Consider the following 20,324-nt stretch of genomic DNA (forward strand, 5'->3'; position numbering starts at 1 on the left):
GCCGGTCACCCGGGACCGGCTCGCCGCCCTTCCGCGCGTTCCGCGGCGGGGTCGCGGAGCGAAAACCCCGGGGCCCGCCCTGCGGCGCGGTCCCCGGGGTCCGATCGCGTTCGGGTCAGCTCGCCGCTCCGGCGGCGAGGGAGGCGGAGCGGAGGTCGAGCAGCGCCATGAGGATCGGCGGGTCGAACGCCCCGAGCGGGCGCAGGCGCAGGTCCACCTGGTCGACCGGGGTTCCCGCCTGGACCGTGATCGGGTCGGAACAGGCGACGTTCGGTGCTTCGCCGCGGGGGTGGGAGCAGTCGATCGCGGGTTCCCGGTCCGGTGGCACGGAGCTGGCCATCAGGTACCAGGTGCCGGGTGGCACGTCGGTGAGCAGGTACGGGCCGGGCCGGTGCAGCACCGAGCAGCGGATCGGCGCGCCCTGCGGGAGGGGATCGGGGAACAGCCCGAGGAAGGTCAGCCCCGACGAGGCCTCCCGGGGCGGGACGATCCGGCCGTGCAGCGTCGAGGTGTGCGTCCCCTGGCCGCGCCAGGCCGTGGGCACCGCGGAGGCGAACCCGCCGAGCTGGCGGTACACCGTGGGCGAGACGCCGACGCTGCTGCGGAACCGGGAGCTGAACGTGCCGACGCTGGTGTAGCCGACCCGGTGGCTGATGTCGGTGACCGTCAGCGAGGTGCACACCAGCAGCCTCTTGGCCTCCTGCAACCGGATCGCCGACAGGAAGCGCCCCGGCGAGATGCCGGTGATCCGCTGGAACACGCGGGAGAAGTGGAACTTGCTGTACATGGCGGTCCTGGCCATGTCGTCGATGGTGAACTGTTCGCTCAGGTTTTCGTACATAAATTCGACAACTCGCCCTACCGCCCGTTCTACCGTGTCCTCCACTACGACCCCACATCGCAGATCCGACAAGAGCTGAAAAGAACGACAAGCGCCGGGGCACTGCTTCCGAACTTGTCCCCAGAACCGACCGGACCGACCGGGACACTGCCGAGCGACTCTCGCCACTTCACGCTCAAAAGCTCACCCGACAGCTTCCCGGCGAACCATCGGCTTCCGATTTTTCGGAAGTTACCAGGCCATAGACAGCCTTTGCAAGCAGCGCGGACGGACCGTGACGAGGGCCTTCCATGATCATTTCGTCAACCTGACCGTAACCTTTGCATTCGTTCATACCTGCTTTTTTCGGAGGGTGACAGTGCAAACATTTAATCCTCCTGCATGCGATGCAAAATAGGCCTTCCGGGTGAACACGCACTAACACCCTGTCGCCATCACCTCCGAGGCCTCCGAGAACGCGCTGGATCGCCCATCCCGGGCATCCTGCGAGCGCCGGATCGGGCAAACGGACCCCTGCGCGTGGTCCGATCGACCACTTGGGGGCACCGTTTTCTCCACGAACCGCCCCCGAACACCGCACGCACGAAGAAGGACGGGCGGGCGGGCGCCCATACAGTCGTGCGTGCGGGTGCGGGGGCGGTCGCCGCACCGATGCGCGGACCGGGCGACCGGTTCCGGTCGCGACGCCCGCGCCCGGAGACGTTCGGAGCATCGGGAAACCGAAAACCAGCCCGGACCGGGGAGGCCCCCGGGCCGAGCGCAGCAGGAGGTACCGTGGCCCAGAAGCAGATCCACACCCATGCCCCCGTCGCCGCCGGATCGCTGACCGCGTCGCTGAACACGCGGTGGCACCGGCCGGCGCTGTACGCCTTCCTCTTCGTCGTCGTCGCGCACTGGGCGGAGCACATCGCCCAGGCGGTGCAGATCTACGGCCTGGGCTGGCCGACGCCGCAGGCCCGGGGCGTGCTCGGCATGTGGGCGCCGTGGCTGGTCACCTCGGAGGTCATGCACTACGGCTACGCGCTGGTCATGCTGATCGGCCTGTTCGCGCTCCGCAAGGGGTTCGTCGGCCGGTCGAAGAAGTGGTGGACCATCGCGCTCGGCCTCCAGTTCTGGCACCACATCGAGCACCTCCTGTTGATCATCCAGGCGTCCGCGGGCGCCAACCTGCTCGGCCGGCCCGTGCCGACGAGCGTGATCCAGCTGGTCGTGCCGCGGGTCGAGCTGCACCTGTTCTACAACTTCGTCGTGTTCGTGCCGATGGTGGTGGCCATGGTGCTGCACATGCGGCCCACGCGCGAGGAGCGCGCCGGGATGCGGTGCTCCTGCGCGCTGCCGGTCGGCGCCACCGCCTGAGCCGGTGCACGACCACGCCCCCGTCGGCCTGCCGCTCGGCTTCACCCTGCTGAGGCTGCTCCTGCTCGGTTCCGCGACCGCGGTGGCGGCCTGGGCGCTGGTGCGCCCGTTCGCGCCCGCCGCGGCGGGGCTGCCGGTCCGGCGCGCGGTCACCGGCGCCGCGGCGTTCGGCGGGATCGCGGTGCTGCTCGCGGCGCGGGCGTCGTGGATGCCGGGGCCCGCCGCGGTGGCCCTGATCGCGCTCCTGGTGCTGCCGCCGGTGCTGCGGGGCGAGCACCCGGTGCTGGGCCGGTGCGTCGCGGCGGCCGCCGTGCTCGCGACCGCCGCGGCCGGCGCGTGGTTCTCCGGACCGCCCTCGTCGTTCGCCTACGTCGCGCTGATGGCGGCGTTCACGGGCGTGGCGTGGCTCGCGCTGTGCCCGCCGGCGGCGGACGTGCGGCTGGTCGGGGCCGCGCTGGGCCTGGCGCTGCTGACCGGCCTGGGTTCCGTCACGATCGCCGGCCGGCTCGACGCGCCGGCCGCCGGCGACCCGCTGCTGACCCGCGTGGCCCTGCGGGGCGGGCCGGTGGACGTCCTGGTGGTGCCGCACATGCCGGGCTGGAACCTCGTCCACACCGGCGACGCCGACCTGCTGGTCGGCAACGCGCCCACCGCCATGGCGCCTGCCCGCCCGCGCCCCGCGGCGAGCGGCCGGTGGGCGCTGGTGTGGCTACCGCGGGGTCGCGGCGACCTGTGGCTGGAACGGGCGGGTGAGCGGACCACCGTGGTGGTCGACACCGGCGCGGGCACGTGGACCGGCCCGGACGTGCGGGGTCCCGAAGGACCCGACTACGCCTCGGCGGTGCTGGCGGCCAAGCTCGCCGGCGCCCGCGGCGACCTGCCGTGGCCGGAGCTGACCGACGCGGACGCGGCGGCGCTGCGGGCCGAGGTCGCCGCCATCGGCGGCCCGTTCGCGATCGCGTCCGACTCCTCCCGGCGCGCGGCGGCGGCGGAGCGGGTCGTGCGGGAGGAGGCGGCCCGCCTGGTCGTCGAAGTCCTGCCCACCGCCCGGGACGTGCTGGTGCTCGGGGGCGAGCCGCGGGGCGACCACCTGGCGCCGTGGCTGCACCCGCCCGATCTGTCCACACCGGACGGTCAGCGGTACGCGCGGGCACTGGCGGACGCCTTCCCCGGCGAGCGGCCGACCGGTGCCGGCCTGGCCGCGTGGACCGGGACGTCCGCGGACCCGAGGGCGGGAGGAGGCTCCCCGGCGCGGCGTGTTGTTGGATAACGTCGTTGGGCTACCATCGACGTGAATCTTCTTCGCCTGCGTCGACCGGTCCCCACCTCGCCCGCGGACAGGAGCACCATGGCGCGTTTCCCCGAAGCCCGGCGGCGCGTGGTCGTCGTCGGCGCCGGCCTGGGCGGCACCGCCACCGCCGTCCGCCTCCTGCGGTTCGCCCGGGAACCGCTGGAGGTCGTGCTCGTGGAACGGCGACCGGAGCACCGCAGCGCCGGCGTCGCCTACCACCGCGAGGGCAACCCCTGGCACCACGTCTTCAACATCCAGGCCGGCCGCATGGCCCTGTTCCGCGAGGACGTCGACGACTTCGTCACCTGGGCCAACACCGAGGCCGACCGCGCCGACTGGCCGCCGGAGTGGTCCGACGCGGTGTTCACCGAGTCCGGGCCGGCGCCCCGCCGCATCTACGCCGACTACCTGGCCGAACGCCTCGCCGGAGCCGCCCGCGAGGCGTCGCCGGGCGTCACCCTGGGCGAGGTCGACGGCGAGGTGGTCGACCTCGACGTCGAGGCCGGCGGCGCCCGCGCGACCATCGAGGGCGCAGCCGGGCGGACCACCGTCCGCGCCGACCACGTCGTCATCGCCACCGGCCTGGAGGAACGCGAACTCCCCTTCGCCACCGAGGTCGCCGACCACCCGGCCTTCCTCCGCCACCCCTACTCCGGCCGGGCCGTCGAACGCATCCTCGCCCAGCCGCCCGACTCCACCGTCGTCGTCATCGGCACCCTGCTCAGCGCCTACGACGTCGCCGCCCTCCTGCTGCGACGCGGCCACACCGGCAGGATCCGCATGATCTCCCGCTCCGGCCTGACCCTGCGCACCTACCCCGAGGACCACCGGCACCGCGTCCTGCCCCTGTCCGCGCCCCGGCTGGGCGGCAAGACCTACGAGGGCCGCGACAACCTGGTCAGGCTGATCCGGGAGGAGTGGGAACGGGCCGGCGCCGCCCTCGCCCGCCGGCACCCCGACGTGCCGGCGGCCGTGGTCTCCGAACGGATCGCCAAGGCCTGGGAACCGCACCTCCCGCCCGTCCTGGCCCGCGTGCCGACCGACGACCTGCGCGCCCTCCTCGACCGCTACAGCAGCCTGCTGGCGACGCTCCGCGTGAGCGCCGTCGCCTACACGACCGAGGTCGTCCACGCCGCGATGACGCCGGGCGGCCAGGTCGACCTGATCACCGGCCGGGTGGACCGGATCACCCCCACCGGCTCGGGGACCCTGGCGCTGGCCGTCGACCCGGTCGGCGTCGTCGAGGCCGACCTGGTGATCGCCAACTTCGGCCGCGAACCCGACTACGCCCGCGTCAGCTCGCCCCTGTGGCGCAACCTCCTGCGCAAGGGCATCGCCACGCCCCACGCGCGCACCGGCCGCGGCATCGAGGTCGACGCCTCCGGCGCCCTCCTCGGGCCCGACGGCGCACCGTCCGGCCCGATCTCCGCCGTGGGAGGCCCGCGCGAGGGCGACGAGATCATCCGCCACGGCCGGCTCGGCGCGTTCGCCTTCAACCTCGCCGCGATCAAGAACCACTCGGTGGGCGTGGCGGCGGCGGTCCTGCGCCGCATCGAGTTCTGCTACGACGAGCACGACGGCACCACGACCCCGGCCGACTCGCCCGACCCCGACGTGCGCGCCGCGTTCACCCGCGCGGTCGCGCTGGAGGTGCGCCGCATGGCCGCCCGCACCCGCCGGGACCACGAGACCTGGGCGTCCCGATCGGACACCGGCATCACCGCCCTGCGCCGGCACGTCCCCCTGCCCGACCAGGTCTTGCGCCACGCCGTCAACGTCGCCGCCACCACCAGGCTCAACGACCTCTCCGTGACACCGCGCGACCTGCGCGCCCGGCTCGGCCTCGACGAACCGGCCGGCTCCGCTCCGTGACGGCCGATCACCAACAGCACTGGAGAAGATGCGGTCACCGCCACGCGATTGCCACTCTCTACTCACGAGCCGACCGTGATCAGGTGAGAGGACTCCCGTGGACCTTCGCGAGATACCAGGGGTTTTGCTCGTCAATCCGAACAAGACGAGCGTGCACGGCACGTGCAACCGCACCAGGCGACCGACCCCCGGCTCCATCCTCGTGGTCGACACCCTGAGCCCCGACCTCTACGACGCGATAGTCAGCTCGACCGCGGTCGTCTGCACCCGCGGCGGCCGAACCGGCCACATGCAGTCCCTGTGCCGGTCCAGGGGCATCCCGGTGCTCTGCGTAGCCCCCGAAGCGCTGCCCCTGCTGACCGGCGAGGTCACCATCAGCCTCGACCGGGCGTCGGTGCTCCTCTCCGGCGCCATCCCCGCGCCCCGCGCACCCGACGCGGGCTTCGACGCCCTGGAGGACGTCGACTCCGTCTGCGTGGTCATCGCCGACTCCACCGACATCCGGTCCACCAACACCGTCACCCAGCTCGAACGGGTGAACCGCTTCTTCATCCGCGAGGAGTTCGCCTGCCTCGCCGCGGACCTCAGCCCCATCGACGCCCTGCGCGCGGGCGTCACGGAGGCCGAGCGCTACGGGACGCGGATAGCCGCCGGGCTGTGCGCGATGGTCGAGGAACTGCTCCCCCACCAAACCCTGGTGATGCGCCTGCTCGACCTCCGCTCGGACGACGCGGCCCAGATCACCACCGACGTCAGGGTGGACGACGAACCCAACCCCGAACTGGGCCTCCACGGCGCCCGCTGGCTGCTGGAAGAGCGCCTCTACCCCCACGCCTTCCGCGCCCTGAGGGCCCACCTGCGCCACCACCTGGGCCCGGAGTCCAACCGGGTGACCTTCGCGGTCCCCTTCATCAACGACCTGACCGAGTTCCTGCGCCTGCGCCGCCACCTGGGCCTGACCGACGACACCCGACTGGGGGTCTTCGTGGAAACCCCCGCGGCCGTGCACGCGGCCACCGACTTCTGCCAAGCGGGCGCCAGCGAACTGTTCATAGGAACCAAAGACCTGATCCAGTTCTACCTGGCCGCCGACCGGGGCAACCACCTGGTGGCCTCGATCTACCAAACCCGCCACCCCGCCGTCCTGGCCGCCCTGGCCCAGGCCGTAGAGGCAGGCCGCCGGACCAACGTCCCGGTCCACGTCTTCGCCCTGGGCGCCGACGCCGACCACTACGTCCGCCACCTGCCCACCCGCAGGCTCATGATGTGCACCGCCGAACTCCACCAGGCGGCCCGCCACCTGGCCACCCCGGTCCCGGCGCGCTGAGCACCACGGCATGAACGTCCCGTTCCGGCCCATGACGCGACCGCGACCCATACCCACTGCATCGTCGACACCACAGTCCAGGCGAACATCCGTGCCGGGCGGATGAGACCTACCGAGGCGCCGGCGGCACGATCCCCGTCCGTGCCCACACCAGCGTCGGAACTTCGCTGAAGCCGAGCACCACACGCATCTGGCGCACACCAAGTACCGCTTCGGAGAAGACTGAGTCGGCATCGCCGCGTGCCTACACACCAGTGCTCGCATCATGGTGGAGACGGGCAACACGCTGATGGGGGTCGACTCGCACGAGCGCGCGCTGCGGGTCGTCCCCCCGCACCGGGGAGACGGGCTTCGAAGTCACCTTCCTGTTCCGGGCGGGCGAGGCGTACCAACAGGCTGCCGAGCACGAGAAGGCCGCCGCCTACCACCGGGAAGCGCTCCAACTGGCCCGCGACCTTGGGGATACCACGACGGAAGAGCATGTCCTGGTGCTGCTCGGTTCCCCGAGCTCCACCAGGGAGCAGGCCGCCGAGGCGCGCGACTTCCTGCACGAGGCCCCACAGCCGAGCAGTCGTTACACAGAGACAACTTTTAATCGCCCACAGTGACAAGTGAGCCCGATTCACAAGGATCACAGCAGCCACACCGTCGCCCACACTCCCGCAGATCGACAGCGACGAGGAACCTGCACATGCCACCACCCGCAGCCGGCGCACTTGATCACCGCGCTCGCCATCACCGAACCACCGACGGCGGCCATCTACCGGACATCGCTTCCAACCTCCGCCGGACACTTCACCCGGAGCGATGCAGCTCACAACAGCACACCCCCCGCAGCGAGCGAGCCCCGACGCCGACCGCCCTTGGGAACACACCTCTTGACCTGGCCAAACACAGAACAACAACCCCGATTTTGGCAACAGGGAACGATCATGTAATCTATGCTCACACCACGGCGAGAGCCGAGGGGTCCGGGTGGCGGAATGGCAGACGCGCTAGCTTGAGGTGCTAGTCCCCGAAAGGGGGTGGGGGTTCAAGTCCCCCCTCGGACACATAATTTGCCCCGCGAGATATTTCCAGGTCACCTGGGAGTCTCGTGGGGCTTTATGTTTCCCGACGCTGCTTCGACCCTACCTGATGGTCGTTGCTCGTAGGATGTCTGACGGTGCGAGGGCCTGAGCAGTGGGCGGCGGCTGGCTCGTCCCACGACCTGTCGACCGCGGTTACGGCCGTGCTGGCCCGGCGGCGGATACCCAGCTTCGCCGGCCGGGGAGGCGTCCCGCGAACCGGTGGCGCCGAGGGCGACCTGGAACCCGGCCTGCCGGTGCCGACGCCGGGGCACTGCGGGGTGGATCGGTCGCCGGAGAGGCTGGCGCGTGGGACGAGTTCTGCCAGCCGGTGCATCGCCCCGGCCTGCGGGCGCGTCGGGCTGATCCGCCGCCGAAGCCGTCGCACAACTCAAGGCCAGCAGGAGTTGTTCACCTGCCTCTCCACGATCTCCGGTCGCGGACCTGCCATGGACGGGCTGCGGTGCCAGACGCCTGCGTGGTGTGCGTGCTCGCCCGGTGGTACCGCGGTCGAGCAGAGCGACCCCGGCGGTGTCGCAGCGGAAGACGAGATCGAGCTCGTCGACCAGCCGTGCGGTCTGCTCCGGGCCGGGGTCCTCGGCGACGCCCACGGCGGTGAGGTGTGCGGCGATGCGGCCGAGCAGGTGGTCCTCGCGCAGATAGAGGTTGCCCGGCGCGCCTTCCGGTCGGGTACGGGCGGTGTTGTGGCCGTGACGGCAACGGTAGGCGGCACGGCCGTGGGAACGGTGCGAGTCCATCTTCCGCCCGCACAACCCGCACTGGAGTCGGCCCGCCAACAGGTAGACGTGCTCACCGCCATCGGTATCGGCCTGCTGGGTGCTGTTCCTGGTGGCCTGGACGGTCTGGGCGGTGACGAAGTCCTGCTCGGACACCAGTGGCGTGTGGGCGATGCGGGTCGAGATCGCCCAGGCGTACTGCTCGTTGCGCACGCTGGTCCGGCGCCCGCTCGGCGAGCGGGTGGCGCGGTCGGCGCTCGTGCGGTTCCACACCTGACGACCGGTGTAGCGCGGATTGCCCAGCATCTCCACCACCGTACGCAGCGACCAACCTCGATCGACCCGACCCCGGTCGCGTTCCGCGTCCGCCCTCGACGGACTGGGCACGGCCTGCTCATTGAGGTGACGGGCGATGCCCGCAGCACTGAGCCCGGCCAGACGTAAGGAGAAGATCAGCTTCACAATAGGGGCGGTGAACGGGTTCGGCACGAGCCGCTGCTGCCGCACCCCGCGACGCGCCAGTGCCCGGTTCGGATGCGGCCCGGCGTCGACGAACCGGTAGCCGTAAGGCGGCCTGCCGCCCAGGTAGCGCCCCTGCTCGACGGTCTGCATCCGCATCGCGGTGACGACCCTGTGCCGGGAACGCAGCACCTCCGTGAGCGAACGCTTCGCCAGCAACGACAGCAACGCTTCATGGGCAGGATTGTCGAAGTCCACCGGCCCTTCAGCTTCCGGTAGCCATAGCTGCACCCCGTACCGCTCCAACACCGCACGCAGCTCGCGCACCTGAGCGCCGTCGAGGAACGCACGCTCGTACTCTCCGACCACCACCGCGTCGACCTGGTCGGCGTTGGCCGCGATGTAGCGCAGCATCGCCGCCGCCCGAGGCCGCAGATGCCACGGCACCTGACGAGAACACCCGACCTCGAAGTACTCCCCCACAAACCTGCCGTGCCCGCCGGTCAACCTACGGGACACATCCAGCTGCCACGCCCGCGACGTGCGCGGGTCCTGGTGCTCACGAGTGGAAGCCCGACCGTAGAACAGAAACCGCAGACTGCCGACAGGAGTCGCATCCATGGCCGGGATGCCCGGCGGGACCATGGCTGCGATCCACTCGGCAAGCGTGGTCGGACGGGACAGAGCGGACACCGACATGGCGCGGTCCTCGACATCGGAACGGGAGTTGGACGCCGAGGTGACGAGGCACCTTCGCCACGATGACAAAGAAACCCAGATATACGCCCAATCGGAGCAGCCCGACCCGCCTGTGCTTGCCTGAACAGCTGCGGCATACGCGTATCTGACCTTGCCTGGTGGCGTCGATACCCACGGCAAGTCGCTGCTCGATAGCGCGGAACCGCGCTGCCGCCAGCTTGACGTCGGCTTCAGTCTCTCGCGCACCGACGCCGACCTACCCCAGGTCGACCGCTCAACCGCTGTCCGGGTTGGCGCTGGTGAAGTGGTCGAGCTCGTCGAGCTGCCGTTGGACGCGCTCGGCGTCGGCGTCGCGGCCTTGGTCCCGGTACAGCTCCAGTGCTTCCCGCCACACCGTGCGGGCCTGCTCGTGCCGGCCGAGGGCGGCGTGAGGATGGCCCACGCGGTCGAGGGTGCCCGCGACCAGGTAGGCGTGGCCGAGGACGCGGCGCAGGGTGAGGGCGTGGTGGTAGCGGTCGATGGCCTGGTGGTGGTCGCCGGTGTGGTGGGCGATGTAGCCCAGGCTGTCCAGGGTTTCCCCCTCGCCTTTGGGGTTGTGGTGGTGTCGGTGCAGGGTGAGGGCGGCCTGGCAGTGCTCTTGGGCGGTATCGAACCGGCCCAGCCGCGCGGCGTACCAGCCCGCCGCGTTGAGCGCGTCGGCTTCCCACACCGGCTGGTCGAGGGCGCGGAAGAGGTCGAGGGCGCGGTGGGCGTGCTCCAGAGCCTGCCGGTCATCTCCCCGCTGTTCCCAGGCGATCGCGAGCACATGGTGGGTGTGGGCCTGTTCGGCGGGGTCGTGGTGGCGCATGGCCAGGTCGAGGGCCTGCTTCAGGTGGGTGGTGGCCTGTTCGTGCAGGCCCAGCCAGGAGCAGGCACGGCCGAGCAACCGGTGGGCGCGGCTGCGGGTGGTGGGGTCGGGCAGGTGGTCGGCGGCCTCCAGTGCGGCCTGCCACGTGGTGATCGCGTCGTGCCGGTGTCCTCGCCGGTGGTGGAAGGTGGTCAGGTTCCAGGCGAGGTGCCAGACGGTGTGGTGGTGGCCGAGGGTGGCGGCGGTGCGTTGGGTGGCCAGCAGGGTGGCGTGCTCGGCGTCCATCCAGGCCAGTGCCGTGGCGGTGTCGGGCAGCGGGTGCGGGTGCACGCCGGGCGCGGGCGGCGCGGGCGGCTCGGGCGGCTCGGGCGGCTCGGGCGGCTCGGGCGGCTCGGGCGGCAGGAGCGTGTGGTGGGGGTTGAGGAGGCGGGCGGCGGTGTGGGCGGTGTGCAGGTGGAAGTCCCCCACCCGGGTCAGGGCTGCTTCCCGCACGTGTTCGGGCAGGGTGGTGTGGGCGGTGGTGGTGGCGTAGCGGCGGACCAGGTCGTGCATGGCGTACCGGCCGCCCGGTCGCCGTTCCAGCAGTGAGGCGTTCTCCAGTCCGTTCAGCGTCCTGCGGGCGGTGCTGTCGGGGGTGCCGGTGAGGGCGGCGGTGGCGGGCGGGGTGGTGTCGGGGCCGGGGGCGATGCCCAGCAGCGCGAACACGGTGCGTTGGGTGTCGGTGAGGTGGCGCAGGGACCAGGACAGCACGGTGGGCAGGCTGGCGGCGGGGTCGGTGTCGTGGTCGAGTGCCTCCAGGCCGAGGTCGCGTAGTTCGGCGGCGGTCTCGGCCAGCGGAACGTCGGGGTGGGGTTCGGCGGTGCGGGCGGTGATCGACAACGCCAGCGGGTGACCTCCGCACAGCCCGATCAGCTCGTCCACCGCCTCGGGTTCGGCGGCGACGCGGTCGGCGCCCAGGCGGGCGGCCAGCAGGCCGCGGGCCTCCTCGTAGGTGAGGGCGCCGAGGGGCAGGTGTCGGGCGCCGTGCCGGTCGATCAGCGAGTCCAGCCGGTGACGGCCGGTGACCAGCACCGTGCAGGACGGCGAGCCGGGCAGCAGCGGCACGACCTGGTCGGCGGTGGCGGCGTTGCCCAGCACGATGAGCATTCGCCGCCCGGCCACCAGGCTGCGGTACAGCGCGGCCTGGGTGTCGAGGTCGGTGGGGATGCGGTTGGGGTCGACTTCCAGGGCGTCGAGGAAGCCGCGCACCGCCACCGCCGGCTGCGCAGGGTTGTCGGTGGGGCTGAAGCCGTGCAGGTCGACGAACAGCTGTCCGTCGGGAAACCGGTCCAGGTGCCGGTGTGCCCACGCCAGGGCGAGCCAGGTCTTGCCGATGCCCCCGGCACCACCGATCGCCGACACCAGCACCGTCGCGCCCTGCCCCGCCCCTGCCGGGTCGGTGGTGAGGGCTGCGGTGGTCGGTTCCTGCGCGTCGGTGCCTGGTTCCTGCGGTGTGGCGGCGTGGGTCAGGGCGCGGTCCAGACGGGCCAGTTCCGCCCTCCGGCCGGTGAACAGTCCCGGTGCGGCGGGCAGCTGCCGCGGGATGACCGGCGCGGGCCGCGGCGGTGGCGGGTGCAGATTCAGGTTGCCGTGCACCACACCGACGGCGGCACCGTGATCGGTGGCGACGAGGTCACCGTGGATGCTCGTCGTCACCGCGGTGCCAGCGGCCGGGGTGGTGTCGGGGCGGGGCGGGTCGGCCGCCGACGCGGTGTGCCCGTGGTCCGCGTCGGCTAGCGAGGGTTGTCCGGTTCTCCCGTCTGGGGTGGTGCGCTGATGGTGAGGTGGTCGCCGGTAGCGGCACCGATGGTGATGCCCCATGCCGCGCCGTTGACGCCACCGTGAATAGTCGTACTACGACCACCGGCCCCGCTGACACCCTCGTGGTGGCTGGAGACCATGTCCCCGGTGCCGAGGTCGCTGGATTCGCGGTTGGTGCCTGTGGGTGTGCTGTTGTGCGGGGTTGGTGTGGTGGGGCCTGGCGGGTGGGTGACGAGGTGGTGCAGGCGGGTCTGGGTGGGAGTCGAGAGGCCGGTGCCGCCGCTGAGGTCGCGCATGCGGGTGGCGATGTGGTCGGCCCAGGCGGTGATGTCGACGTGTCGGCCGCTGTGAGCCAGTGCCTCGGCACCCAGGAGCAGGAGTCGTTCGTCGTGGACGATGTCGGCTTCCAGCGGGCCGAGCTGGGCTTGACCCGTTCTGACGGACATCCGAGATCAGGGGACGCGTGTCCCCGGAGGGATGTCCCATCATGGAGCCCATGGGCAGGAAGAAGCGGCGGCCTCGGCGGTCGTTCACCCCGGAGTTCAAGGCCGAGATCGTGGAGCTGTGCTCGCGGGGTGACCGTTCGGTGGGTCAGGTCGCGAAGGACTTCGACCTGACCGAGACCGCGGTGCGGCAGTGGGTCGTGCAGGCCGAACGTGACGCCGGCACCCGCGCCGACGGGTTGACCACCGACGAACGCGAGGAACTCACGAGGCTGCGGCGGGAGAATCGCCGGTTGTCGGAGGACGTGGAGATCCTCAAGCGCGCCACGGTTTTCTTCGCCAAGGAGATCCGGTGAACGTGTACCCGTTCATCGAGGCGGAGCGAGCGGGCGGCGGCAACGTCCATCGGGCGTGCACGCTGCTGAAGGTCTCCCGGTCCGCCTACTACGCCCGCCGCACCGCCACGCCCACCGACCACGCACGACAGGACGCCGACCTGGCCGCGCGGGTCGTCGCGATCCACGACGAATCCAAGGGCACCTACGGCGCACCCAGGGTGCACGCCGAGCTGCAAGCCCAGGGCCATCGGCATTCCCGCAAACGCGTCGCCCGGCTCCTACGACAGGGAGGACGTGCGGGACGCGCACCGAAGCGGTGGCGCACCACCACCGTCCCCGACCCCGCCGCGACCATTCCAGTGGACCTGATCCGACGCGACTTCTCCTGTGTCGCAACGGATATCGACACACGATGGTGCGGGGACATCACCTACATCCACACCTGGGAGGGGTGGCTCTACCTGGCCACCGTCATCGACATCCCTCACGACGCGTGGTCGGCTGGGCCACCGCCGACCACCTGCGCACCGACCTCGTCGCCCAAGCCCTCGACAACGCCGTGCGCCAACGACGCCCCGAGCCCGGCGTGATCTTCCACGCCGACAGGGGCTGCCAGTACACATCCGCCCAGCTCGCCACCCTCGCCGACAACCTGGGCGTCCGATTGTCGGTCGGCCGCAAAGGCCAATGCTGGGACAACGCCGTCGCCGAGTCGTTCTTCGCCACCATCAAAGCCGAACTGCTCGACCGACAGCCCTGGCCCACCAGGACCAGGGCGCACAAAGCGATCTTCGAATACATCGAGGGCTGGTTCAACACCCGCCGCCTACACTCCAGCCTCGGCTACCTCAGCCCTGCCACCTACGAAGCCACCCGACACCATCCGGTGGACCGGGTAGCCTGACCACACTCATCGACCCTGTCCGTCAGAACGGGTCAACCCCAAAGTCATCGTTGCTGGTCAAGCGACGTATCTGTACTCGTTGATGAGTCCGCCCAGGATGCGGGTGCGGTGCAGTCTGTGGGTGTCGAGGTCGTGTACCGCGGTGGGGTGCTGCTGGGCTTCGGGTAGTAGTTGGTCACGGGCCTGGTGGGGCCGGTGTCGGTTGTAGTGGTCCTCGTAGGTCTTGAGGACATGCCGTGCGTGGCTCTCACCGGTGATCAGGATGTGGTCGAGTGCCTCGCGTCGGATGGTGCCGATGACCCGTTCGCAGTGGGCGTTCATCCGAGGTACCTACGGCGCGCTTCGGAGCACGTGTAGATCGTCGGCTTGGAAGACGGTGTCGAACGCTTCGCCGTACTTGCCGTCGCGGTCGCGGATCAGGAAGCGCAGGGACGGCGTCCGGTGTCCGAGATCGGCGGCGAGGTTCCTGGCCTGCTGCGTTGTCCATGCCTGGGTCGGGTGGGCGGTGACCCCGGTGATGTGCAGGCGCCGGGTGGCGTGTTCGAGGAACGCCAGTGCGTACAGACGTTTGCCGAGCACGGTGTCGAGGTGGAGGAAGTCCGCCGCGATGATGCCCTGGGCCTGGGCGGTGAGGAACTCGCGCCAGCTCGGGCCGCAGCGGCGTGGCACCGGGTCGATGCCCGCGTCGTGCAGGATCTGCCAGACCGTCGAGTGGGCGATCCGGTGGCCGAGCCGGGCCAGTTCGCCTTGAATCCGCCGGTGACCCCACCGCGGGTTCTCTCTGGCGAGCCGCACCACGAGCGACTTGATCGCCGCTCGAGTTGGTGGACGTCCGGTGCGTCGCCGCGCGGTGTGGTCCCACTTGCGGGCCACGACCTGCGGTGCCAGGCGAGCAGGGTGCCCGGCGTAACGGGAAAGACCTCTGGCCAACGGCGACGGTCCACCAGTCCGGACAGGGCGGCGAACCAGAATCGATCCGCAGGCTTGTAACGGACCGGACCCGCCAGTTGCCGACGAAGGACCGCATTCTCGTGCCGCAGCACAAGCAGCTCGGCGTCCTTCGCGGCATCGCTGCGCAGCAGCGCCGACGGGACGGACAGCAGCTTCCGGGTCGTCTGGTACAGCAGGGACACGATCACCCGAACATGCTCTCAACACGCTGATACCCCTGCTCTACCAGCGACGATGACTTCTCGAGCGGCACACGATGGCCGGGGTGCTGTGTTTCAAGCCCGGCGAGCGGCCGCGTCTGCTCTACCGGCTGCGTCTGTGGCATGGCCGCAAGGGCGAGCGGCGCGGCTTCCCCTGGGCCGACTACCGTGATCTGACCGTGGCCACCCACAAACAACTCCACGCTCCGACGGTGTGGATCTGGGACAACCTCAATGTCCACAAGACACACGAGCTGACCGACTTCATCACCGCCAACCGGGGTTGGTTGCACGTGGTGCATCTGCCGTCCTACGCACCGGACCTGAACCCGACCGAAGGAGTGTGGTCGCTGCTCAAACGGTCGCTGACCGACTTTGCCGCAGCCGACCTCGACCACCTGGTACGGGTGGTGAAACGCAAACTTAAGAAAATCCAGTACCGGCCCGACGTGCTCGATGGCTGCCTCACCCAGACCGAACTGACCCTCACGACGACACCATGACCATGCCAACCGCCGTCGCTCTTTTAACCTCTGTAGCCATCAGAGGGCAACGGCGGTACGCGCAACTGCTCCTTCATTAGATCGACTAATCATGCGCAACTCGCACGTCGCGGCCGGACGAGCCATCGGGGGCAGTTCCTGCCACCGTCGGGCTCGGACTGACCACGGCACGCAACTCCTGCGCCTGGTCGGGATAATCGAACTTGACAAGGACATCAGCCAGGAGTTGCACCACAGCAACCTTCTCCGGTGGCTTCAACTCGCGCACGAAGTCCTCGAGAATTTTGGCGGCGCGGAACCAGCCCGATGACCGGTCGTGCCGGGCGATGGTGTGGTGGAGCTGCTCGATCTTGTGGTAGGTGCCGGGGTCCACATCTTCGGGGTGCATCATGAACCAGTAAGTCATAGCCGAGGCCGGATCAGCCAGGACTGCGGAGCGGAACTGGTCAATGCGCGCCAGGGTGAGTCGTTGCAGGTGGTCCGCCAGCTCTTCCCGACGGCGCTGCTCATTATAGGCGTAGAGCTGGTGCTGCTGGTCCTCCGGTATCTCGAGGGTGACGGTTGCGTTCAGAATCTGTACGTCATGCTGAGCGAGGTGGGTCAGCCTCCCCAGAGCTGCCAGAATGGCGTCCTGCGCGGCGTCAAGCCTGCCCGCCGGTATGTCGGAGACGCTCTTGGCGGCCATGGTCGTGACCAGTTCGTGCAGAGCGTTCTCCGGATGCCGTTGCCGTCGACGTCCCACCCTTGGTTTCCAGTGCACATCGAAGTGCGCCTGTAGGGTGAACCCTGCAGTGGCGCTGGGCAGCGCTCTAATGAAGCTGGAGTGGCGAACCTGACGGAGATTAAACATGCGGTGATGTGCCGACTGATTCTACAGGAACGACGGGTTGGCGGAGTACGTCGAACTGCGGATGACGTGCGAAAATATACTCCGCTATCTTGTCACGCACTTCCCTGAACTCCGGGGAAATGTGATCCACTCGTGTGCGATCCCCGATCATGAACACGTTGTTAAAGTAGATCATCGCACGTAGATCGACTTGCCGTCCCTCGCGCCCACTCACGGCTGCGTGCAGGATCTTCTGCAGTGGCTCCAAGATCTCCGGAACGACACAAGCGGATCTCACCCACAGGTACAGCACTGCGCCGACACGGTCTTCGCTCTCGGGCTGAAGATTAAAGACCGCTCGCCAGCCTTGACCACATTCGTCGAACAACGACTTCGACGTTTCCAAATCACCGGAGAGAAGCTCAGGGATCTGCAGGTCGCCAGCCTGCAAGGAAGCCAGGGAAAGGAAGGCGTACACACCTGCCTGCCGTTGGCCTGGATGTTCGGAGCTACACCATACGGCCACCGTCTTCGTCAAACGCCTTCTCAAGGAAGGGATATTCCAGAGCCGCTCTACTGACCTGGTAACCGCAGCGGTGACCTGCTCGTCAGAAAACTGTGCGAGTTCGGCGAGGCGATACAAGGCGGCCGTAGGATGCAGTTCTGCCATGTCCCCGCCACATACATCGGCGATGAGCGCTTTCACTTCCGGCGTCTCACTGCTTGAACGTGCCTTAGTGAGCATCTCTTCGCGAACCTTGCTCCCGAATGATTCTTCCAACGCGGCCACGGTGAGCAGTAATGGAAGCACCTCCCGCAGAATCGAGCGCTGACTCCACGTGCGAATCACCTGCCACAGCAAGGAAGTGTTTTTGTGTTCGACCGTCCAGCGCAGTGCATAGTCGGCTATACGCTGGACGACATGACGAGTGTGGCCCGAGAGGTGCTTGTCATCCGCGAGTTCGATCGGTAGTCGACACAGCCATTCGGCGAATTCCGTTCGCAGGTGTTGCCTGTCGAGCCAGAAGTAGTCCAAAACGGCGTTGGCGTAGTCGGGTCGCACGAAAGATACAGTGTCATCACTCTCGAGTCGAGCACCGATGACATCGACAAGTTCCAGGATTCCCGGCCCTGCGAGACCTCGAGCTTCCGGCTCGTCCTCACCGAGCACATGGGGTGTTTTCATTGACGTCGTGAAGACAAGCCCGGCGGACAATCTCTCAAGGACCGCCGCAGCCAGCAGAAAATGCCTTTCCCGACTGCCGGTATTTTCTTGATGCCATTTCAGCAGCTCGCTACGCCATCTGCCATGCAGTTGCAGCACGAGCTCGACGCGATGCCGCTGAGCATCTTCTGGACCATCGTTCTGCTGCGCCCCGGGAAGTTGACGCGCCTCCAGCGACTCCGCTGACCGGATGTTTTCCACCCAGCGCACGGCCTCCGAGGGCCCGGCGTGAGCGAGGTAGGTCTTGATCTGCTCGTCCCCTACGTAAGGTCCAGGCTCGATGTGACTGTACCTAAGGTGGGCTGTGACAATATCCGCGGCAGACACTGACTCCAGAAAAACAGCGATGTCGCCCGCCCCCTCGCTGGCGCGACGCCACAGTGCGGAAGGTACGACGACCACGAGATAAGAGTTGCGGCTCTTCAATTGCGTCCTGAAGGCGAACAGGTGGCGCCCGAACGCATCATCGAGGGTTAACTCACCTCGTAGGTCCAGAAGCCATCCTTTATTACTTTCAATTTCTAGCGCACCCAAGTCGAGATTGTCGCTGATTTCACGACGCACCTCACGCGGTTCAACGCCGTCCAACTGCGCCAGCAACGCGACTGCGGTATGGTGCCGACCGCAGTCGGCATCGGCGACCAACACAACAATGTTGTTTTCGAAAAGCTTTTTTCTCGATTCAGCAAAACGTAGCGGTTCGGCTAGAGTAAGCGCAAGCTCATTCACATATTCAGGTCTGAGTTGGTGATGAGCCAGGATCCGCTGGACGTTCTGGTAGATCGCAGCGACGATACCTTCGTTACGCTCGACGTTCTGTTCGATCGTGGTGCGGCGTTCGACAATCTCATCTAGTACTTCTTCAGGCGCATGCGAGGGCTCCCCGTGAACCGCCGCCGGGTAGGCTCCCTCCGTCGCGGTCTCGGTCATCACACCTCATCAGCCCGGATACCGATGACTTTGCCGCCAGCCGGGATGTGCTGGGAACGCTGGGTCACGTGCGCACCTCGGACGCTCTTCCCATCGATACCGGTCATGTCGCCTTCGACGACGTCGACAGACTGGTCGACACGGCTTCCCGAGATTGGCCGTCGTTCACCGACGAAGGTGATGCGTTGTCCGTAGATACATTCTAGGTGATTTCGGAGGCGTCCCATGTTCTCGAGCAGCTTGTCGTCCTCGCTCTGAATACGGTCAGGATTGCGGTCATACACCCCCAGGCGCCCGGCCAGCTCTTCGAGTTCGTCAAGACGCCGTTCCAGCTGATCCTCGTCGACCCGCAAGGGCTGCAGCACCCCCTGCACAACCTCGGGTGTCTCGATCTCTTCTGCTTCCAGCTCGAGAGCGTTCGCGTCGGCCTTGGAGACGCGATTGTCGAGCAGACGTGTCAACCGCCCAAACAGGAAAGCGAACGCCGGCCCTGCAATCGCACCGGCTAATGTGATGCTGATCGGTTCCATGATCTCCCCTGCATCCGCTATCAACCCTGGGTCGTTCTACAACTACCAGAAGGACGTTACCACTCGCACCCTTTACACACTCATTCCATCAAATGGCGCAGCCACTCGTCGCCGAGACGATCTCATCGACGGCGTCGCGGGCGTTGAAGGGCGATGCGGTTCAGAGGAACCCTCGGCTGCTCCCGCGACTGGCTACACAGCCTAGTAGGACTTTGTTAGGTCGAGTGATGGGATGTGTGGGCGGTGTGATCTTCTTGTCGGGTGAGGCCGGAGGAGATGGATCGGGTTCGCCCGGTGATCGAGGGGTTCGCCGCTGGGATGTTCGGCGGGTTCGCCCGGCGTGACCAGCGGGCGAAGGGCGAGCTGTATCTGCGTGGCCTGTTGTCGGACGGCAAGCGCAAGTCGATGCAGCCGATGGCCGAACGCCTCGGCGTGGACCACCAGCAGTTGCAGCAGTTCGTCACCACGTCGACCTGGGATCACGTCGAGGTGCGGCGCCGGTTGGCGGTGTGGGCCGGCGGGTTCGTGGACCCGGACGCGTGGGTGGTGGACGACACCTCCTTCCCCAAGGACGGCAACGCCTCGCCGGGTGTGGCGCGGATATACTGCGGTGCGTTGGGCAAGACGGCGAACTGCCAGGTCGGGGTCAGCGTGCACGCGGTGACGGACTGGGCGTCGGCGGCGGTGGACTGGCGGCTGTTCCTTCCCGAGTCCTGGGACGACCGGCTGGCCGACGACCCCGCCGAGGCTGCGGAAGTCCGGGTCCGCCGCAAGCGGTGCGCGATCCCGGACGCGGTGCGGCATCGGGAGAAGTGGCGTCTGGCGCTGGACATGCTCGACGAACTCGCCGGCTGGGGCCTGCCCGCGCGGCCGGTGGTCGCGGACGCCGGCTACGGCGACACCACCGCTTTCCGGCTCGGCCTGACCGAACGCGGCCTGACCTACGTGCTGGCCGTGCACTCCAACACCAGCGCCCACCCGGCCTCGGCGATGCCCGTGACGGCCGACTACGGCGGCATCGGCCGCCGGCCGGTACCGCGCTATCCCGAACCCGCGGCGGATCTGAAGACTCTGGCCATGAGCGCGGGCCGGGCGGCGGGCCGGTTCGTGGTCTGGCGCCACGGCTCCCACAAGACGGCCGCCAACCCCACCGGACGGATGCGATCCCGCTTCCT

At 68.6% G+C, this 20,324-nt stretch carries 17 protein-coding genes, 1 tRNA gene and 1 pseudogene; 10 read left to right on the forward strand and 9 right to left on the reverse strand.

The genetic code is table 11. The annotated features are described in order from the left end of the window. Positions 1-115: 115 nt before the first annotated feature. Positions 116-841 carry a helix-turn-helix transcriptional regulator gene (locus ABD223_RS19850; protein ID WP_344037793.1) on the reverse strand — a complete coding sequence of 242 codons (726 nt, stop codon included), beginning with the start codon at positions 839-841 and terminating at the stop codon, positions 116-118. 774 nt (positions 842-1,615) lie between these two features. On the opposite strand from ABD223_RS19850, the gene ABD223_RS19855 reads away from it, so the two are divergent. The 5 genes from ABD223_RS19855 to ABD223_RS19875 all read left to right on the forward strand — a co-directional run bounded on the left by ABD223_RS19855 (position 1,616) and on the right by ABD223_RS19875 (position 7,739). Then, positions 1,616-2,197 (forward strand): hypothetical protein, encoded by a 582-nt coding sequence (locus ABD223_RS19855; protein ID WP_344037794.1) that lies wholly within the window; start codon positions 1,616-1,618, stop codon positions 2,195-2,197. Between the two features lie 4 nt (positions 2,198-2,201). Continuing rightward, entirely contained in the window at positions 2,202-3,467 is a 1,266-nt protein-coding gene (locus tag ABD223_RS19860) for a DUF6239 family natural product biosynthesis protein (RefSeq protein ID WP_344037795.1), read from the forward strand. 78 nt (positions 3,468-3,545) lie between these two features. Then, positions 3,546-5,360, forward strand: a complete 1,815-nt coding sequence (locus tag ABD223_RS19865; protein WP_344037796.1) for an FAD/NAD(P)-binding protein — start codon at positions 3,546-3,548, stop codon at positions 5,358-5,360. 124 nt (positions 5,361-5,484) lie between these two features. Further along, entirely contained in the window at positions 5,485-6,687 is a 1,203-nt protein-coding gene (locus ABD223_RS19870) for a putative PEP-binding protein (RefSeq protein WP_344037797.1), read from the forward strand. 969 nt (positions 6,688-7,656) lie between these two features. Next, positions 7,657-7,739: transfer RNA gene (locus ABD223_RS19875), tRNA-Leu, on the forward strand. Positions 7,740-7,768: 29 nt separating this feature from the next. On the opposite strand, the gene ABD223_RS19880 is transcribed toward ABD223_RS19875, so the two are convergent. The 3 genes from ABD223_RS19880 to ABD223_RS19890 all read right to left on the reverse strand — a co-directional run bounded on the left by ABD223_RS19880 (position 7,769) and on the right by ABD223_RS19890 (position 12,742). Beyond that, the gene (locus ABD223_RS19880; RefSeq protein ID WP_344037798.1) at positions 7,769-9,649 is read right to left on the reverse strand and encodes a recombinase family protein; all 1,881 of its coding nucleotides are present in this window, start codon (positions 9,647-9,649) and stop codon (positions 7,769-7,771) included. Positions 9,650-9,923: 274 nt separating this feature from the next. After that, complete coding sequence (locus ABD223_RS19885) at positions 9,924-12,131, reverse strand: ATP-binding protein (protein WP_344037799.1); 2,208 nt, start codon at positions 12,129-12,131, stop codon at positions 9,924-9,926. A 137-nt stretch (positions 12,132-12,268) separates the two neighbouring features. After that, entirely contained in the window at positions 12,269-12,742 is a 474-nt protein-coding gene (locus ABD223_RS19890) for a hypothetical protein (RefSeq protein ID WP_344037800.1), read from the reverse strand. A gap of 50 nt (positions 12,743-12,792) precedes the next feature. Here ABD223_RS19890 and ABD223_RS43580 point away from each other — a divergent pair, with 50 nt between their 5' ends. Genes ABD223_RS43580 through ABD223_RS43590 form a run of 3 tightly spaced genes read left to right on the forward strand, consistent with a single transcriptional unit; the run spans position 12,793 to position 13,981 of the window. Next, positions 12,793-13,095: a transposase gene (locus ABD223_RS43580; RefSeq protein WP_380648060.1), complete on the forward strand. Its 303-nt coding sequence runs from the start codon at positions 12,793-12,795 to the stop codon at positions 13,093-13,095. Next, positions 13,092-13,667, forward strand: a complete 576-nt coding sequence (locus ABD223_RS43585; RefSeq protein ID WP_380648063.1) for an IS3 family transposase — start codon at positions 13,092-13,094, stop codon at positions 13,665-13,667. The genes ABD223_RS43580 and ABD223_RS43585 overlap by 4 nt, the downstream gene beginning before the upstream one ends. Further along, on the forward strand, positions 13,571-13,981 hold the full coding sequence (locus ABD223_RS43590; RefSeq protein ID WP_380648065.1) for an IS3 family transposase: 411 nt from the start codon (positions 13,571-13,573) through the stop codon (positions 13,979-13,981). The genes ABD223_RS43585 and ABD223_RS43590 overlap by 97 nt, the downstream gene beginning before the upstream one ends. Before the next feature lie 57 nt (positions 13,982-14,038). On the opposite strand, the gene ABD223_RS19900 is transcribed toward ABD223_RS43590, so the two are convergent. Together ABD223_RS19900 and ABD223_RS19905 are read right to left on the reverse strand one after the other, a co-directional pair. Then, complete coding sequence (locus tag ABD223_RS19900; RefSeq protein ID WP_344037801.1) at positions 14,039-14,302, reverse strand: integrase core domain-containing protein; 264 nt, start codon at positions 14,300-14,302, stop codon at positions 14,039-14,041. Positions 14,303-14,311: 9 nt separating this feature from the next. Then, the gene (locus tag ABD223_RS19905) at positions 14,312-14,854 is read right to left on the reverse strand and encodes a helix-turn-helix domain-containing protein (RefSeq protein WP_344037802.1); all 543 of its coding nucleotides are present in this window, start codon (positions 14,852-14,854) and stop codon (positions 14,312-14,314) included. 331 nt (positions 14,855-15,185) lie between these two features. On the opposite strand from ABD223_RS19905, the pseudogene ABD223_RS19910 reads away from it, so the two are divergent. Further along, positions 15,186-15,635, forward strand: a pseudogene (locus ABD223_RS19910) (transposase); the annotation flags it as partial. Between the two features lie 85 nt (positions 15,636-15,720). Here ABD223_RS19910 and ABD223_RS19915 read toward each other — a convergent pair. The 3 genes from ABD223_RS19915 to ABD223_RS19925 form a co-directional block, all read right to left on the reverse strand. Then, positions 15,721-16,320 (reverse strand): hypothetical protein, encoded by a 600-nt coding sequence (locus ABD223_RS19915; protein WP_344037804.1) that lies wholly within the window; start codon positions 16,318-16,320, stop codon positions 15,721-15,723. Positions 16,321-16,477: 157 nt separating this feature from the next. Beyond that, entirely contained in the window at positions 16,478-18,619 is a 2,142-nt protein-coding gene (locus ABD223_RS19920; RefSeq protein WP_344037805.1) for a hypothetical protein, read from the reverse strand. Next, positions 18,619-19,149 carry a hypothetical protein gene (locus ABD223_RS19925; protein ID WP_344037806.1) on the reverse strand — a complete coding sequence of 177 codons (531 nt, stop codon included), beginning with the start codon at positions 19,147-19,149 and terminating at the stop codon, positions 18,619-18,621. Before ABD223_RS19925 ends, ABD223_RS19920 begins: the two co-directional genes overlap by 1 nt. Before the next feature lie 276 nt (positions 19,150-19,425). Between ABD223_RS19925 and ABD223_RS19930 the strand changes: the two genes are divergently transcribed. Next, the coding region (locus ABD223_RS19930; protein ID WP_425563981.1) for an IS701 family transposase at positions 19,426-20,324 on the forward strand (899 nt) is incomplete at its 3' end.

Source organism: Saccharothrix xinjiangensis, assembly GCF_039527585.1.
Taxonomy (GTDB): Bacteria; Actinomycetota; Actinomycetes; order Mycobacteriales; family Pseudonocardiaceae; genus Actinosynnema; species Actinosynnema xinjiangensis.